The sequence below is a fragment of the Selenomonas sp. FOBRC9 genome (assembly GCF_000287655.1).
Taxonomy (GTDB): Bacteria; Bacillota; Negativicutes; order Selenomonadales; family Selenomonadaceae; genus Centipeda; species Centipeda artemidis.
Genome location: NZ_ALJR01000003.1, coordinates 50,070 through 65,411 on the forward strand (window position 1 = coordinate 50,070; position 15,342 = coordinate 65,411).

The 15,342-nt window shown below is 58.7% G+C and carries 15 protein-coding genes; 1 reads left to right on the top strand and 14 read right to left on the bottom strand.

The window, feature by feature from the left end:
- The 4 genes from xylB to chvE all read right to left on the bottom strand — a co-directional run bounded on the left by xylB (position 1) and on the right by chvE (position 5,453).
- Positions 1–1,476, bottom strand: coding sequence for a xylulokinase (xylB, locus tag HMPREF1147_RS00740; protein WP_009657303.1), 1,476 nt, complete (start codon positions 1,474–1,476; stop codon positions 1–3).
- Between the two features lie 25 nt (positions 1,477–1,501).
- Positions 1,502–2,692 (bottom strand): multiple monosaccharide ABC transporter permease, encoded by a 1,191-nt coding sequence (mmsB, locus tag HMPREF1147_RS00745; protein WP_009657374.1) that lies wholly within the window; start codon positions 2,690–2,692, stop codon positions 1,502–1,504.
- Between the two features lie 16 nt (positions 2,693–2,708).
- Positions 2,709–4,265, bottom strand: coding sequence for a multiple monosaccharide ABC transporter ATP-binding protein (gene mmsA, locus HMPREF1147_RS00750; protein WP_009657284.1), 1,557 nt, complete (start codon positions 4,263–4,265; stop codon positions 2,709–2,711).
- Between the two features lie 90 nt (positions 4,266–4,355).
- The gene (gene chvE, locus HMPREF1147_RS00755) at positions 4,356–5,453 is read right to left on the bottom strand and encodes a multiple monosaccharide ABC transporter substrate-binding protein (RefSeq protein WP_009439263.1); all 1,098 of its coding nucleotides are present in this window, start codon (positions 5,451–5,453) and stop codon (positions 4,356–4,358) included.
- 253 nt (positions 5,454–5,706) lie between these two features.
- On the opposite strand from chvE, the gene HMPREF1147_RS00760 reads away from it, so the two are divergent.
- The gene (locus tag HMPREF1147_RS00760; protein ID WP_009657265.1) at positions 5,707–6,729 is read left to right on the top strand and encodes a LacI family DNA-binding transcriptional regulator; all 1,023 of its coding nucleotides are present in this window, start codon (positions 5,707–5,709) and stop codon (positions 6,727–6,729) included.
- A gap of 82 nt (positions 6,730–6,811) precedes the next feature.
- Here HMPREF1147_RS00760 and HMPREF1147_RS00765 read toward each other — a convergent pair whose 3' ends face one another.
- The 10 genes from HMPREF1147_RS00765 to HMPREF1147_RS00810 form a co-directional block, all read right to left on the bottom strand.
- Positions 6,812–7,312, bottom strand: coding sequence for an ECF transporter S component (locus tag HMPREF1147_RS00765; RefSeq protein WP_009657287.1), 501 nt, complete (start codon positions 7,310–7,312; stop codon positions 6,812–6,814).
- Positions 7,313–7,453: 141 nt separating this feature from the next.
- Positions 7,454–8,137: a cytochrome c biogenesis CcdA family protein gene (locus HMPREF1147_RS00770; protein WP_009657286.1), complete on the bottom strand. Its 684-nt coding sequence runs from the start codon at positions 8,135–8,137 to the stop codon at positions 7,454–7,456.
- A 39-nt stretch (positions 8,138–8,176) separates the two neighbouring features.
- Complete coding sequence (locus HMPREF1147_RS00775) at positions 8,177–8,722, bottom strand: TlpA disulfide reductase family protein (RefSeq protein ID WP_009657430.1); 546 nt, start codon at positions 8,720–8,722, stop codon at positions 8,177–8,179.
- Between the two features lie 16 nt (positions 8,723–8,738).
- Positions 8,739–9,485: a 16S rRNA (uracil(1498)-N(3))-methyltransferase gene (locus HMPREF1147_RS00780; protein ID WP_009657298.1), complete on the bottom strand. Its 747-nt coding sequence runs from the start codon at positions 9,483–9,485 to the stop codon at positions 8,739–8,741.
- Entirely contained in the window at positions 9,485–10,438 is a 954-nt protein-coding gene (gene prmA, locus HMPREF1147_RS00785) for a 50S ribosomal protein L11 methyltransferase (RefSeq protein ID WP_009657339.1), read from the bottom strand. The genes HMPREF1147_RS00780 and prmA overlap by 1 nt, the downstream gene beginning before the upstream one ends.
- Before the next feature lie 193 nt (positions 10,439–10,631).
- Positions 10,632–11,012: a desulfoferrodoxin family protein gene (locus tag HMPREF1147_RS00790; protein ID WP_009657364.1), complete on the bottom strand. Its 381-nt coding sequence runs from the start codon at positions 11,010–11,012 to the stop codon at positions 10,632–10,634.
- Between the two features lie 167 nt (positions 11,013–11,179).
- Positions 11,180–12,163 (bottom strand): glycosyltransferase family 2 protein, encoded by a 984-nt coding sequence (locus HMPREF1147_RS00795; protein WP_009657329.1) that lies wholly within the window; start codon positions 12,161–12,163, stop codon positions 11,180–11,182.
- Entirely contained in the window at positions 12,160–13,746 is a 1,587-nt protein-coding gene (locus tag HMPREF1147_RS00800; protein WP_009657422.1) for a glycosyltransferase family 39 protein, read from the bottom strand. Before HMPREF1147_RS00800 ends, HMPREF1147_RS00795 begins: the two co-directional genes overlap by 4 nt.
- Before the next feature lie 116 nt (positions 13,747–13,862).
- Positions 13,863–14,822, bottom strand: a complete 960-nt coding sequence (locus HMPREF1147_RS00805) for a sugar-binding transcriptional regulator (protein WP_009439230.1) — start codon at positions 14,820–14,822, stop codon at positions 13,863–13,865.
- Between the two features lie 132 nt (positions 14,823–14,954).
- Entirely contained in the window at positions 14,955–15,326 is a 372-nt protein-coding gene (locus HMPREF1147_RS00810; RefSeq protein ID WP_009657355.1) for a PTS glucitol/sorbitol transporter subunit IIA, read from the bottom strand.
- Positions 15,327–15,342 lie beyond the last annotated feature (16 nt).

Genomic DNA, 15,342 nt, shown 5'->3' on the forward strand with positions numbered 1-15,342 from the left:
TCAATGCAGCTGCGGAAACACCTCTTTCAACGCGGGATAGAGTTTGCGGTACTTTTCATACTGCACATCGTAACGTGCGGAAAGCGCGGGATCGGGCACGATGGTCTCCGTGACACGCACGATCGCCGCCGCTGCCTGCGCCACGTCCCGGTACGCGCCGCAGGCGACCATCGCGAGCATCGCGCCCCCCATCCCGGGGCCTTCCTCCGCGGCGGGAACATCCAGAGCGATCCCGAGCACATTGGCAAAGATTTTTCGCCACAGCGGAGACTTCGCCCCGCCGCCGCAGATCTTGCTCCGCACAATGGGAATTCCAAGGCTGCGCGCCACCGCGAGGCTGTCGCGCAGCCCGAACGCAACGCCCTCGAGCATCGCCTGCACGAGATCGGCGCGCATCGTATCGAGCGACATGCCGACGAACGCCGCGCGGGCGTCCGTATCGTTGATTGGGCTGCGTTCCCCCATGAGATAGGGCAGGAAGAATACGGGATTCATCCCGAGCCGCTCCTCCGCGATCTCCGCCTGCTCCGCCGCATAGTCCTGCGTCCGCAGGATACGTTCCATGAACCACGTGTTGCAGGACGCTGCGCTCAGCATAACGCCCATCAGATGATAGCCGCCGTCCGCGTGTGCAAACGAATGCAGCGCGTTGTGCGGGTCGACTCCGAACGTCTTGCTCGTGATGAATATCGTGCCCGACGTCCCAATGGAGATATTGCACGCCCCCTCGCCGACCGTACCTGTGCCGACGGCGGCAGCGGCGTTGTCCCCCGCGCCCGCCGCAACGACCGTCGTCTGCTGTATGCCGAGTTTCTGCGCAATCTCCGGCAGCACGGTACCGACGGCGGCGGCGGACGGGAACACCCGCGGCATCTGCGTCTCCCGCACGCCGCAGAGATCGAGCATTTCCGCCGCCCACGTGCCGCGCCGAACGTCGTAGAGGAGCATTCCGGACGCGTCCGACGGGTCGGTGCAGTGCACGCCCGTGAACCGATAGTTGATATAGTCCTTGGGCAGCATGATCTTATCGATGCGCGCAAAGAGTTCCGGCTCGTGTTTTTTCATCCACAGGAGCTTTGGCGCCGTAAAGCCCGCAAAGGCAATATTCGCCGTACGCGCGCTGAGCGTCTCCCTGCCGACGGTCTCGTTCAGATAGTCGACCTCATCCGCTGTGCGCCCGTCGTTCCAGAGAATCGCGGGGCGTATCACGCGATCCGCCGCGTCGAGCACGACAAGGCCGTGCATTTGGCCGCCCGCGCCGATGCCTGCCACCTGCGCGCGGTCATGTCCGCGGAGAAGCGCAGGGATTCCCTCCTCCACCGCCTGCCACCATGCCGCGGGATCCTGTTCGCTCCAGCCGGGCTGCGGAAAGTCGAGCGGATAGCTGCGGGACACAATGTTTTTAATATCGCCCGTCTCGTCCGTCAGGAGCAGCTTGCACGCGGACGTGCCGAGATCGATGCCGATGTAAAGCATTTCATCACCTCTCCCGTGGCGGCGCTTACGATTTCGCCGACTGATTGTAGATGTCAAACGCAACCGCCGCGAGGAGCACCAGCCCCTTAATCGCCTGCTGCCAGTCGATGCCGACGCCCATGATGGACATACCGTTGTTGAGTACGCCCATGACGAGACCGCCGACCACAGCGCCGATGATCGTCCCGACGCCGCCGCTCGCGGATGCGCCCCCGATGTAGCACGCGGCGATGGCGTCCAACTCGAACATCATGCCTGCCGAGGGTGCCGCCGCATTGAGACGCGCGGAGAAGACAAGCCCCGCGATTGCAGCCATCAGCCCCATGTTGACAAAGACGATGAACCGCACCCACCGTGTCTTGATGCCCGAGAGCTGCGCCGCACGCTCATTGCCGCCCACCGCATAAATGTGACGTCCGAAGACCGTACGGCTGCAAATGAACGAATAAAGCGCCACGAGGAATCCGAGCAGGATCAAAATGACGGGCAGCCCCTTGAACTGATCGAGCCAATAGCACGCGACAAGGCTGACGAGCGCGATCGCCGCGCATTTCACCGTGAATACGGCGGCACTGTCCGCGGGGATCCCGTGGCGCAGGCGCTGCCGCCGTCCGTTTGCGACAAGATAGATGCCGATTGCGGCGATGAGGACGCCAACGAGCATCGTGCTCATGGGGAGCGCGCCGATGCCGGGAATGTCCGCAAGGAAGCGCTGCGCGACGAACTGATAGCTTTCGGGGAACGGTGAGAGCGTATTGCCGTCCAGAATAATCATCGTCGCCCCGCGGAAGAGCAGCATCCCCGCGAGCGTCACGATGAAGGCAGGTACGCGAACGAACGCGATCCAAAAGCCCTGCCACGCGCCGATGGCGATGCCGAGCAGGATGCACGCAGCGATCGTCAGCGGCACAGACATCCCCATCGTGACGATCATCGTCGCCGCAACCGCGCCGATCACGGCGACCACCGATCCGACGGAAAGATCGATATCCCCCGTCAGGATGCAGGGCAGCATCCCGATCGCGAGAATCAAAATGTAGCTGTTCTGCATGACGAGCTTCGAGATATTCATCGGGGCGAGCAGCACGCCGTCCGTACACCACTGGAAAAAGAGCGCGATCACGACGAGCGCGATGAACATCGCGTATTTATGCACCGCCGTCTGCAAAATCCCCGCAGCGCTCATCCCCGCCGCCCCTTCTTTTTGTCCGCTCATAAGTATTCCTCCTCCGTCATCCGGCATTTGCCCGCCGGGTATTGCTCTGCATGATGTACCGCATGATGCTCTCCTGCGAGGCTTCCTCCGCAGGCAGCTCGCCCACGAACCGCCCTTCGTTCATGACGTAGATGCGGTCGCTGACGCCGAGCACCTCCGGCAACTCGGACGAGATGACGAGCACACATTTGCCCGCTGCCGCCAGCTCGTTGATCACGCAGTAGATCTCGTATTTTGCCCCCACGTCGATGCCGCGCGTCGGCTCGTCGAGGATGAGCACGTCGGGATCGGCGTAGAGCCAGCGTGCGAGCATGACCTTCTGCTGATTGCCGCCCGAGAGATTGCGCGTGCGCTGATAGATGCCGGGTGCCTTGATGCGCAGCTTCTTCAGATAGTCCTCGGCGACGCCGATCTCCTCCTCCTCGCGGATAATGCCGCGTGCGGAAAGGCGCGGGAGGGTCGGCAGACTGATGTTCTCGCGGATACTCTGCCCGAGGATGAGTCCCTGCCCCTTGCGATCCTCCGTAACGTAGGCGATGCCGTGCGCGATTGCATCGCCCACGCTGTTCACAGTGATTTCCTTGCCGTCCTTAAAAATTTTTCCTGTGATATTGCGTCCGAACGACTTGCCAAAAAGGCTCATTGCCAGCTCCGTCCGTCCCGCACCCATAAGCCCCGCGATGCCGACCACCTCACCGCGCCGCAGGCGCAGATTCACACGATCCACCACGCGCCGCCCTGCGATGTAGGGCGAATCCACGCACCAGTCCCGCACCTCGAGACAGACCTCACCGACATGCTGCTCCGTGCGCGCGGGATAGCGATCCGTGATCGCGCGCCCGACCATACCGCGGATGATGCGCTCCTCGGAGATGTCGTCCATCCCCTTCGTGAGCGTCTCGATCGTGCGTCCGTCGCGGATCACCGTGATTTTATCCGCGATGCGCGTGACCTCGTTCAGTTTATGAGAGATGATGATTGCCGTCATCCCGAGCCGCTCCCGCAGCTCCAGGATGAGATTCAGCAGCTTTTCACTGTCGTCGTCGTTGAGCGCCGCGGTCGGCTCGTCGAGGATGAGGAGTCGCACATCTTTGGCGAGCGCCTTTGCGATCTCGACGAGCTGCTGCTTGCCGACGCCCATCTTATTCACCGGCATCTCCGGCGACTCGCTGAGGCCTACGCGCCGTATGAGTTCTGCCGCACGTTCATAGACCGTCTCCCAGTCGATGATACCGCGCCGCTGCTGCTCATTTCCAAGGAAGATATTCTCCATCACCGAAAGATAGGGGATAAGCGCAAGCTCCTGATGAATGATGACGATGCCGACACGCTCGCTCTCGCGAATGTCCCGGAATCGGCATTCTTCTCCGTCGTAGAGAATTTTCCCGCCGTAGCTCCCATAGGGATATACGCCGCTCAGCACGTTCATGAGCGTGGATTTCCCCGCACCGTTCTCACCGACAAGCGCGTGGATCTCCCCCGCGCGCACGGAGATGTTGACCTTATCAAGCGCGCGCACGCCCCCCGGGAAAACCTTCTCGATATCCTGCATTTCCAGCAGTACGTCCGCCATAGTTTCACCTCCTAGAAAAAACGTCCTCTGCGATCCGATGAGACCCTTCCGGTTCCCGAGGAATCGACAGAGGACGCACGTCGCTCTTATTTATTTCTGCAATTCGGCTTCGGTGTAGTATCCGGAATCGATCAGCAGCGCCTTATAATTCGAGGCATCGACGAATTTCGGCTCGAGTAGGTACGAGGGAACAATCTTCACGCCGTTGTCGTAGTCCTTCGTATTGTTGACCTCCGGCTCCTGCTTGTTCAGGACAGCCTCGACCATCTTCACAACCTCATCCGCGAGCGCACGCGTATCTTTGAAGACCGACATGGACTGTTCGCCCGCAATGATTGCCTTCACATTCGGCAGATTCGCATCCTGTCCCGTGATCACCGGCATCTTTTTGCTTGCCGTATTGTATCCCGCAGATTTCAATGCCGACTGAACGCCAAGAGAGACCGAGTCGTTGGAGCAGAGCACCGCATCTACATTCGCACCCGTGTAGTAAGTCGTCAGGATGTTGTCCATGCGCTCCTGCGCCTTTGCCTCATCCCAGTTCGGTGTCGCACACTGCTCGCGCGTCATCTGACCCGAGCGCACGACGAGCTGCCCCTTTTCGATATAGGGCTTCAGTACGTCCATCGCACCGCCGAAGAAAAAGTTCACGTTGTTGTCGTCCATCGGCCCCGTCGAAATCTCGAGGTTAAATGGACCTTTGCCCTCGGCAAGCCCCAGTTTATCAGCGATGTACTGCCCCTGAATCTTGCCGACGAGATAATTGTCGAACGTCGCATAGTAATTGACCGCATCCGTATTCATGATGAGACGGTCATAGGCGATGACCGCAACGCCCGCGTCCTTCGCCTCGTTGAGTACCGAGGAGAGCGCGCTGCCGTCGATCGAGCCGACGACGACGACCTTGCAGCCCTTCGTGATCATGTTCTCAATCTGCGAGACCTGTGTCTCCACCTTGTTCTCTGCGAACTGCAAGTCCACGTCGTAGCCCTTCTCGCGGAGCTTCTTCTCCATGTTCGCGCCGTCCTGGTTCCAGCGCTGGAGCGATTTCGTCGGCATCGAGACGCCGACCTTGATCCCCTTGCCGGCATCCGATGTACTGCCGCCCCCGTTCGAGCCGCCGCATCCGGCGAAAAACGCCGCGGTCACCAGTGCCAGACCGCAGGCGAGGAGTTTCTTCATGCGCATCCTTATCAGCCTCCTAAATAGTGTCCGACGTCCCTCCCGGGACTTTTCCCTCCATATGTGTTCGAGCAAAATTTATACACAAAAGTACGATTCATATTATTGATTTATCATGTATATCTTTTTCTGTGCTCGAGCACAGTTATAGAGTATCAGAGCGGCATAGAGTTGTCAAGTCCAAATTGACAGAATTTCTATAAAATATTTGTCAAACAGGAAAAAAGAACGTATAATGTGGCAAACGGGGAGGGAGTTTATGATCACCATCAAACAGATCGCCGAGCTGTGCGGTGTCTCGCGCGGCACAGTGGATCGCGTCATCAACGGACGCGGCAACGTCAAGGAGGAAAAACGCGCGCAGATCCTCAAGACCATGGCGGAGTTCGGCTACCGTCCAAATCCTGCGGCACGCGCGCTCGTCTCACAGAAACAATGCCCCGTCGCGGGCATCGTCATCGCGGCGAGCGAAATACAATTCTTCTCCCCCATCATCACTGCCCTGCGCAAAGCCGCCGATTACTACGGCCGTTTCGGGCTCGAAACGCAGTTTCACCTCCTCACAGGGTACAGTGTCCGGGAACAATGCGATGCGATTGCCGCTCTGCGTGCGGCGGGCGCGGAGGCGCTGATCATCAACCCCATCAACGACCCGGAGGTCATCTCCGCGCTCGAGGAGGCCATCGCAGACGGCATCTTCGTCGTCTCGCTCAACAACGACTTTGAGACGCGGCAGTCGCACATCTATGTCGGCTGCGATTACGAAGCGGGCGGGCGCACGGCGGCGGCGCTCCTGCGCAAAATTTGCAGGGGGAGCATCAACGCGGGCGTCAGTTACAGCGGCGAGCGGATGCTCGGGCATCTCCGGCGCGTCGAAGGGTTCCGCAGCCGCCTCGCCATGGAGGAGAGCTGCAGCGTCGTCGCCGTCGAGGAGGACTCCGACGACGACATCCACGCCTACGAGGAAACGCTCCGCATGATCGACGAACACCCCGAGATGAACGCCTTTTTCATCGCAACCTCAGGCGGCGCTCACGGCGTCTGCCAAGCATTCGTCAAGCGCAGGCGCACACAGGACGTTACCATCGTCACCTTTGACACCATCCCCGCCATCGAGCGCTCCCTGCGCGCCGGCATTATCGACGCCGCCATCTATCAGCACCCGCGCAGGCAGGGCGAGATTGCCATGCAGCTCACCTACGACCGCCTCATCAGCGGCATCGCCCCCTCACGCGAACGCTATATCATGCAGAACGAAATCCGTATCATCGAAAATTTTTAACTGCCGATATGAAAAGAAGCTGCTGCACGCTCATGTGCAGCAGCTTCTTTTCGTATCGATCGCAGTAAATACATTTTTACATTCAAATCCGCGGCATACGTCCCCGCAGCATCGGCAGAAGCAAAAATGCGGCGATGCTGTTGACGATCCCCTCGGCAAGCAGTCCCGGCGTCGCGGCGAGCGCCGCTGTAACTCCGCCATAGAGCACTGCCCCCGCGAGCGTATAGGCAAATGCCATCCACAGGCTCGAGAGCAGCAGCGCCGTCACGATTCTCCCTTGCCCTATTGCACGCCCCTGCGGCGCAATGCGATAGACAATCTCCGCCATGCCGTATTTGATCACAATCGTCGGCACAGCCCAAAGAGCAAACCCTCCAAGCAGATCCGCGAGTGCCGAGCCAAGACACGCGGCGATGATCGCCGGCCGCCGCGGCACAAGGAGCGCCAACAGGAAGATCACCGCATCGCCGAGATGCGCATAGCCGAGCGGGATCGGGATATGAGGCACAAATGTTGCAATAAAAACAAGCGCTGTCATAAGTCCCGTAAAGACAATTTCACGTGTGGAAAAACTGCTATACAAAATATCATGCTCCTCTGTTCATCTTACAGAATATAACATAGCACATGCGGGATTAAAATACAATGTATCATCTGTAAGCACAGCAAAACAAATGACCTCCGTCGCTCAAATATGGTGAAGGAGGTCATTTTTGATATATCGTTACGAAAGGATACGCACGAGCCGCGTCAGCGAATCCGACCAGAGCAGGATGCCGAGGAGGATGAGCACGACGCCCGCGGCGCGCTGAATCTTTGGCAGATATTGGTAGAACGCCCGCAGCTTGACGATATGCCGCCGCCAAATGACCGCGAGCAGGAAAAACGGCACCGCAAAGCCGAGACTGTAGACGAAGAGCAGGAGCGCACCCGCGCCGACCGTAGCGGTGTCACCCGCATAGAGGAGAATCGTGCCGAGCACGGGACCCGTGCAGGGCGTCCATCCGAGTGTGAAGCCGCAGCCGAGGAGGAACGCGCCGCCGATGCCGTCAAATCCACGCCGCTGGAACGGGCGGTATTCTCTGAGCAGCAGTGGAATGCGCACCCACCCCGTCATAAAGAATCCCATGATGATGATGAGCACCGCCGCCCCCTGCCGCAGAATGTCCTGATAGGAGAAGAGCCACGATCCAATGAGCGAAGCGGTCGCACCAAGGAGGACAAAGACGAGGGTAAATCCCGCGAGAAATGCCGTCGTATTTGCATAGAGACGCCGCGCCTCTCCGCCATCCTGCTTGCTGTTCTGCGCGAGAATGAGCGAGAACGTCGGCAAGAGCGGCAAAACGCAGGGAGAGACAAAGGAGAGGACGCCTGCAAGGAACGCCCCGCCGAGCATTGTGACGGTCATAGCCGCCCCCTCTCCATGCGTGCCGGATCAACGAGCGGCTTAGAGGTGGTTAATGACATCTTCAAGCTGCTCCTTTGTCACGCCGCCCGTACGGCGATAGACTACCTTGCCCTCGGCATTCACGACAACGGTCGTCGGGATGGCACGAACCCCATAGAGCGTCGCTGCCTCGCCCTTTGCATCAAGCAGAACGGGCAGCTCTACGCCGCGGTCGGAGAGGAATTTCTGTACGGGCGAGGCTTCTTCCTGCAAGTTCACCGCATAGAAATCCACCTGATCCTTATGTGCGGCATAGAACGCGGCGATATCCGGAATCTCCGCCTGACAGGGCGGGCACCATGTCGCCCAGAAATTGATGACGTAGGGCTTTCCGTTTGCCTTGACGGCGACATCCTCGCCCGCTAGGTTCTTCAGCGTGAAGGTCGGCGCGACATCTCCCGTCAGCCCCTTACCCGCAGGTTCCTGCGACTGCTGCTGTGCGCTCGCGGTCTGTCCCGCCGCCGCACCGCTGTCGCTGTTCCCGCAGCCGACGAAGAGAGAGAGCGAGAGGAGTCCCGCAAATGCTGCCATATATGTTCGTTTCATAGGATTTCCTTTCATTTTATACATCGAGATTACCAAGTTCATACTGCACGACGGTCAGCGCTGCGATCGCCGCGGTCTCCGCACGCAGGATCAAATGCCCGAGCGATACGGGCTGCGCCCCTGCCGCCGTCAGCCGCGCCGCCTCAGCGGGTGAAAATCCGCCCTCGGCGCCGACGATGAGGACGACGCGCGCACTCGTCACAGTCCGAAGAACGGCGCGCATCGACTGCATCCGCTCTCCCTCATAGCAGAAAATTACCGTCGTATCCACGCCGCCAAAAATCTCTGCATCCGCAAGGATGCTGTCGATAGAGCCGACAGGGGCAACGTGCATGAGCGACAGGCGCCCACACTGTTTTGCCGCCTCGTCTGCGATCTTTTGCCAGCGTGCGGTCTTTGCTGCTGCCTTCTTGGCATCGTAGCGCACGACGACGTGCTCGGTCACGATCGGGTGGAGCGCCGCCGCGCCCAGCTCCACCGCCTTTTGCACAACAAAGTCCGTCTTCTCCCCTTTGAGAAGCGCCTGCACGAGGATGACCTCCGCGCGGGCGGGGGCATCGTCCTCCACATACGAATCGAGCCGCAGCGTCACTGCATCCCGTGCAACTGCCGTGACCGTCATGCGCGCGGCGCGTCCGTCCGCGCCCGCGACGACGTGTACAGCACCGAGCTGTGCGCGCATCACGCGCGCGAGATGATGCGCATCGCCGCCCGTAATACGGATTTCGGGTGTGAGTTCCCCCGGGTAAAACAGCCGGCGCATTATTCGAAGACTTCCTCCTTGCGGCGCATGATCATCGCCGCCCACTCTTTATCACAGGTCATGTCAAGCACGGTGAAGCCGTGCTGTTCTGCGGCACGCTCCACATCACCGATACGGTCGTCGATGATACCCGACGCGAGGAATGTCCCCCCGGGGGCAAGGAATTCGTCAAGTCCATCGAGCAAGCGGATGACAACGTCCGCAATGATATTCGCCATAATGAGACTGGCAGGCTCCATACCGCGGCAGATAGCGAGCAAATCGCTCTCCATCGCGACGACATGCCCCCGCACGTCATTCTGTACGATATTCTGCTCCGCGACACGCACAGCCACCGGATCGCAGTCCATCGCGAGAACTTCCCCGGCACCGAGTTTTGCCGCGGCAATGGCAAGGATCCCCGAACCACATCCCACATCATAGACGCGCGTCCCTGGGACGAGGAGATGTTCCAATGCGCGCAGACACATTGCGGTCGTTGCATGAGCACCGGTACCGAACGCCGCGCCGGGATCGAGATCAATGACGATTTCATCGTCTTTTGCCGTATATTCTTCCCATGTAGGACGCACGACAATGCGCTGCCCGATTTTCTCCGTATGAACGTATTCCTTCCAGGTCTCCGCCCAGTCCTCATCCGCCATAAACGTATGCGAAATCGTCCCGGCACCGACGCGCACGGCGCTCTCCTGCAGCGCCGCGACACGCTGTGCGAGCGTACGCAGGCGCTCCTGGAGATGCGCATCATCCGGCAGATAGGCGGATACGGTCACGGTGTCCGTGTCCTCGGCGCGCGGTAGGTCGGTGTAGTCCCAGAGCCCGGCATCAATGTACTCATTGACCAGCGACGGATCGTCGAGCTCCACGCCTCCCGCGCCGAGCTCGAGCAGAATATTCCCGATCAAATCCGCAGCTTCATGCGTCGTCACTACACTTACTTTTGCCCAGCGCATATCGACTCCTCCTATTCCCGGTTCCGCAATCCACACTTCTCCGGTGGGAAATAGCTGCGTTTATTATACATGATATAGGCGGGAAAAGCGATTAGAATATTCTTTTTTTAGTGCCCGCAAGCTGCCTCCTCTGAAAAAGAGCTGCCGCGCGCCAAAGGCGTACGACAGCTCTCAGTCAAAAGCCGGGCGTTTCTTAGATCGCAGCCTGCCACAGACCGTGGAGGTTGCAGTAAGCAAGTACCTTCACCGGGACATCGCCGTCCGCAAGGCGGAATGTCACCTCCGGCGCATCCGACGGCGTGAGGTTCACGCGCTGCTCACCGCGCTTGGTGACAAGCAGAACCCAGTCGATGAGATGCGCATCCGTCATCGGATGTGCCACCGAGCCGACACTCACATGCACTTCGTTCTTCGCGGCATCATAGGTCGCGACCGGGACATGCTTCTCATGTGCGGCATCCACCGTGTTCGGCGTCAGTTCCTTCAGCTCCGTGCCGCAGCACGTCAGCTCATGCGCTTCATCCCCATAGACCTCAACGACATGCGCGTTGTGCGCAAGATAAAATTTTGACATAAAAAGCCCTCCTATAGTGGAAGCCCTTATCGCCGGGACTTCCTAAAAGTAAATACACAGGAAAGATCAAGGCGAGACGGTATAAACGTCATCTATATCGCCTTTCACGAATAATAATTCTCCACAAAAAGGTAATATCCTTCTTTGCTGTGAAAATAATTTGTTTTTTATTTTTTGTTTTCGTCGTCCTCTGCAGACGCATGCATGCCGATAAAATCCTGCACAAGGTAGCGCGGCCGCCGCTTGACTTCCAAATAAATTTTGGCGACATACTCGCCGATGACGCCAATCGAGAGCAGAATCAGCCCGCCAAGAAACCACAGCGAGACGACGAGACTCGTCCAGCCGACGATAGTCTCGCCGATGAAGTGGCGGAAAATCGACCACAGGAGGATCAAGCCGCTCACAAAGGAGATGAACATGCCCATCTGCGCGATGAGCCGGATGGGGCGCGCCGAGAGCGACGTCACCCCTTCCCACGCGAACGACGCCATGCGGCGCCACGGATATTTCGACTCCCCCGCGCGCCGCGGGGCGCGGCTATAGTAAACGACATCGTGCCGAAGACCGATCATCGGTACAATACCGCGCAGAAAGAGGTTGACCTCCGGATACGCCGCGAGTGCATCGAGTGCGCGCCGATCCATCAGGCGAAAATCCGCATGGTTGAACACGATGTCCGCGCCGAGACCGCGCATGACACGGTAGAAGCTCTCCGCCGTGAATCGCTTGAAGAACGTGTCCGTCTCTCTGCTCGCGCGCACTCCATAGACAATATTCGCACCCGCAGCGTATTTTTCAAGCATGCCATCAACGGCATCCACATCGTCCTGCAGATCCGCATCCATGCTGACGGTCACGTCGGCATAGGGACGCACGGTCATGAGCCCTGCGAGGAGTGCATTCTGATGCCCCTCATTGTGTGCGAGGTTGATGCCCGTGCACAGTTTATTATTCTCCGTCCACGCGGTGATGCGCTGCCACGTCCCGTCCCTGCTGCCGTCGTTGACAAACACGACACGGCTATGCGCACTGATACTGCCGCACGCAATCAGCGCGGAAAGTTTTTCCGTAAGAACATGTGCCGTATCGTCGAGCACTTCCTGCTCGTTGTAGCAGGGAACGACGAGATAGAGTACGGGCGGCTTCATGACCGATCGTCCTTATAGACAGAGAGTCCGTCGCGGCTCTCTACGAGCGTCCAATGATCCGCGCCAAGCTCTTTTTTCATCTTTTGATACATATAGTCGCGCATGATGATGTACTTCGGACGCGCGTCCGCGCGCAGCGCCGCAAGAGATTCCACACGGTTCGTATCCGCCTCGATGCCCGCAATATCCGTATAGAGCATCACCCCGGGGCGCAGCTGCTTGTCGATGTAGAGCACACGCCCCTCTGCCTCGGCAGAATCACGATATTCCTGCGCATAGCGGAGGGCGAGCTCCTTGACGCTGAAATGCCCGGAAACCGCGGGGATCATCACGCCAAACGCGAGGATCATCGTCAAAACGCCCGCCGCGGCGTGCAGCCACGCCGCGAGGAGAAGCCGATGTGAGGCAGTGATAGAGTAGACGATCGCCGCCCCAAGAACGAGCGTGAGCACGCCGAGCCAAAGCCCGCCCTCCGCGAGTTCCGCCATGCTGTCTCCGCTCATCAGCCACCCAAGGCCGAGCACAAGGAACATGAGCGCACTCCCGCCCGCCCATGCAAAATGCGTCCCGCGCCAATCCTCCATCATACGTGCAAGGTTCCACGCAATGATCGTCGAGAGCGCGGGTGTCAGAAGCAGCATATAGGAGACCTGCTTCGTCTGCGCAATAGAGAAGAATACGAGGACGAAAATCCACCACACTTGGAAAAAGGAAAGAAGCTGTGCCTCCTCGCCAAAGCTGCGATAGAATGCATTTCGAACCGACTGCACGAGCAGTCCCGTCCACGGGAAAAAACCGAGAATGATGACAGGCAGATAAAACCACCAATGTGCGCGCACGGGATGCAGCGGCACAGTGAATCGGCTGACATTATGAAAGCCGATGAACTCGTTGACGAACGCCATGCCGTGTACCGCATACATATAGCCGTACCACGGCAGCCCGACCGCAACGACAAGCAGCAGACCGCGCACAACATGCATCCGCAGGAACTCTTCAAGCCGATGGGTCAGGAGAAGATAGAAAAATATAATCGCGCCCGGAAATACAACGCCGATGGGGCCCTTCGTCATAACGGCAAAGCCGCAGGCAATATACATGAACCAATAATGCCGATGGATAAAGCTAAAGAGCGCCGCCGTCACGAAAAAGAGCAGCGTCGTATCGGTCACGGATGCCTTCCCCATATATATGAGCATGACACTCGTCCCCATGACGATCCCCGACCAAAAGCCCGTACGCGCGCCAAAGAGCCGCGCCGAGGCAAGTGCCGTCATGAGGATGGCGCCGATCGCCATGAGCGCGGCCGGCAGACGTGCTGCAATCTCGCTGAAGCCGCCGAAAATTTTGAACGAAGCGGCGACCATCCAGTAGAAGATCGGCGGCTTATCATACCAATACTCATTGTAGATGCGCGGCGAAAGGTAGTCGCCGAACCGGATCATCTCCTTCGCCGTCTCAGCATAGACCGGCTCGTCCGGATCGAGCAAAGGCGCAGCCCCGATGCCGTAGAGGATTTGAAACGAGACGACCACGAGCAACAAGAGATAAACCGGCCACGCAAGGGTTTTATCATCATTCATGCAAATGCGCACCTCACAAAACAGTAATTTTCCTGCATTGTACCATAAACGCCCCGCCCGAAGAAAGCCCCGCGCACAAAAAAGCCGCACCTCTAGGCGAATGTGTGGCCGTTGGGTCAGAGCAGCTGCTGCGCGCAGTCAATATCGGTGATGAGTACATTGATGAATCCGCCGCGGATCGCACCGCGCACCGCTTCCGTCTTTTGACTGCCGCCCGCAGCGCCCACGCGCCGCGGGATTTTTTTCAGCGTATCGAGCGGGATGCCCGCAACGCGCTCGTTGAAGGCACGAAAGGGCGCCGTGTCGCCGTCTTTGTTAAAGTAGCGCAGTGCTATATCTCCTACCGCGCCGTGTGCCGTAAAGTCGTCGAGCATCGTGCCGTCCACATAGCCCGTCTGCAGGATGGTCGAGTCATCGACGGAAGGGACGCCGATCCCCATGAGCACAATGTCAAGACGTTCGTAGAGCCGCGTCACATTGCGGATCGTGCGCTCCTCAAGGAACCCCTCGAGCACCTCGCGGCGCGAGAACACAGCGGGCGAGAAGAACTGCACGCAGTCGCCCGCAAACCGGTCGGCGAACTCCTGCGCCAGATAGTTCGAGTGAATATCGAGGCGACTCTCCGCCACTCCGCCGACAAGAGGGACAAAAGTCGCCCTGATGGCGCTGCGGATGAAGTAATCCGACCGTACGATCTGCTGCATGGTAAAGCCCATCGTAATGCCGACAAGATCGCCGTCCGCGAGGATGCGCGCAAGATACTCGAGCGCGGCGCTGCCAACCTCCGAGCGCGCAGCCTCCCCGGGCGTCGAGACAGGGGCGGACGGGACAACGATAACCTCCTGCAAACCGTATTTTTGCTCCAGATCGCGCTCCATACGTCCATAGGCGATGTTGTCCGGATTCTGTATCTCGATGCGGACGATACCGCGTTCCTTGCCGATGCTCAACATACGCGAGACGGTCGGGCGCGAGATCCCGAGCGTCTCGCAGATCTCCTTCTGTCCGAGACCGTCGAGATAGTAGAGACTGCAGCATTTGAATATGAGTCGCACATCGTCAATAATCTTCTTCACAAGCCCCTCCTTTCATAACCGAAACGCATGGAAATTATTACAAAACCCATTCGTAATGTTGACATTTTTTCTATTCGACTGTGTAAAAAAGGGGCTGTCCGTGCGGCAGCCCCCGGAATATCTTAAAAAAGATCAGTAAACCTCGATGGTCGCGCCCATTTTGAAATCCGCAGTCGTGAGCGGCGTATCCCCCGTGAGCATAATGCAGCCGGGGCGCTCCGGCTCCGTACCACCCTTGAACGAGAGCGTGCAGTGACCGATCTGCCGCAGCGTGTGCAGCGCCTCTTCGCCGACCGCGGTGATGTCGAACGCCTTGTCACAGATGATCATCGTATCGCCGACCGCCGGATCTTCATTATAGTTCGCGGTCGTATGCAGGACGGAAAACTCCGCCAGCTCCGCCGGCGCGTTATTGTCAAAGATAACAATGAAATTGGCGCTCGGATCGTCAAGGAAGTGCAGTGCCTCTTCGCCCCAGCTCGTGATTTCGCAGTAGAATTTCATGACCGCTTCCTCCTCT

Excerpts from the sequence above, each read along its gene's own strand:
- xylB (WP_009657303.1), bottom strand. The coding sequence starts at position 1,476 with ATGCTTTACATCGGCATCGATCTCGGCACGTCCGCGTGCAAGCTGCTC.
- mmsB (WP_009657374.1), bottom strand. The coding sequence starts at position 2,692 with ATGAGCGGACAAAAAGAAGGGGCGGCGGGGATGAGCGCTGCGGGGATT.
- mmsA (WP_009657284.1), bottom strand. The coding sequence starts at position 4,265 with ATGGCGGACGTACTGCTGGAAATGCAGGATATCGAGAAGGTTTTCCCG.
- chvE (WP_009439263.1), bottom strand. The coding sequence starts at position 5,453 with ATGCGCATGAAGAAACTCCTCGCCTGCGGTCTGGCACTGGTGACCGCG.
- HMPREF1147_RS00760 (WP_009657265.1), top strand. The coding sequence starts at position 5,707 with ATGATCACCATCAAACAGATCGCCGAGCTGTGCGGTGTCTCGCGCGGC.
- HMPREF1147_RS00770 (WP_009657286.1), bottom strand. The coding sequence starts at position 8,137 with ATGACCGTCACAATGCTCGGCGGGGCGTTCCTTGCAGGCGTCCTCTCC.
- HMPREF1147_RS00775 (WP_009657430.1), bottom strand. The coding sequence starts at position 8,722 with ATGAAACGAACATATATGGCAGCATTTGCGGGACTCCTCTCGCTCTCT.
- HMPREF1147_RS00780 (WP_009657298.1), bottom strand. The coding sequence starts at position 9,485 with ATGCGCCGGCTGTTTTACCCGGGGGAACTCACACCCGAAATCCGTATT.
- prmA (WP_009657339.1), bottom strand. The coding sequence starts at position 10,438 with ATGCGCTGGGCAAAAGTAAGTGTAGTGACGACGCATGAAGCTGCGGAT.
- HMPREF1147_RS00790 (WP_009657364.1), bottom strand. The coding sequence starts at position 11,012 with ATGTCAAAATTTTATCTTGCGCACAACGCGCATGTCGTTGAGGTCTAT.
- HMPREF1147_RS00795 (WP_009657329.1), bottom strand. The coding sequence starts at position 12,163 with ATGAAGCCGCCCGTACTCTATCTCGTCGTTCCCTGCTACAACGAGCAG.
- HMPREF1147_RS00800 (WP_009657422.1), bottom strand. The coding sequence starts at position 13,746 with ATGAATGATGATAAAACCCTTGCGTGGCCGGTTTATCTCTTGTTGCTC.
- HMPREF1147_RS00810 (WP_009657355.1), bottom strand. The coding sequence starts at position 15,326 with ATGAAATTCTACTGCGAAATCACGAGCTGGGGCGAAGAGGCACTGCAC.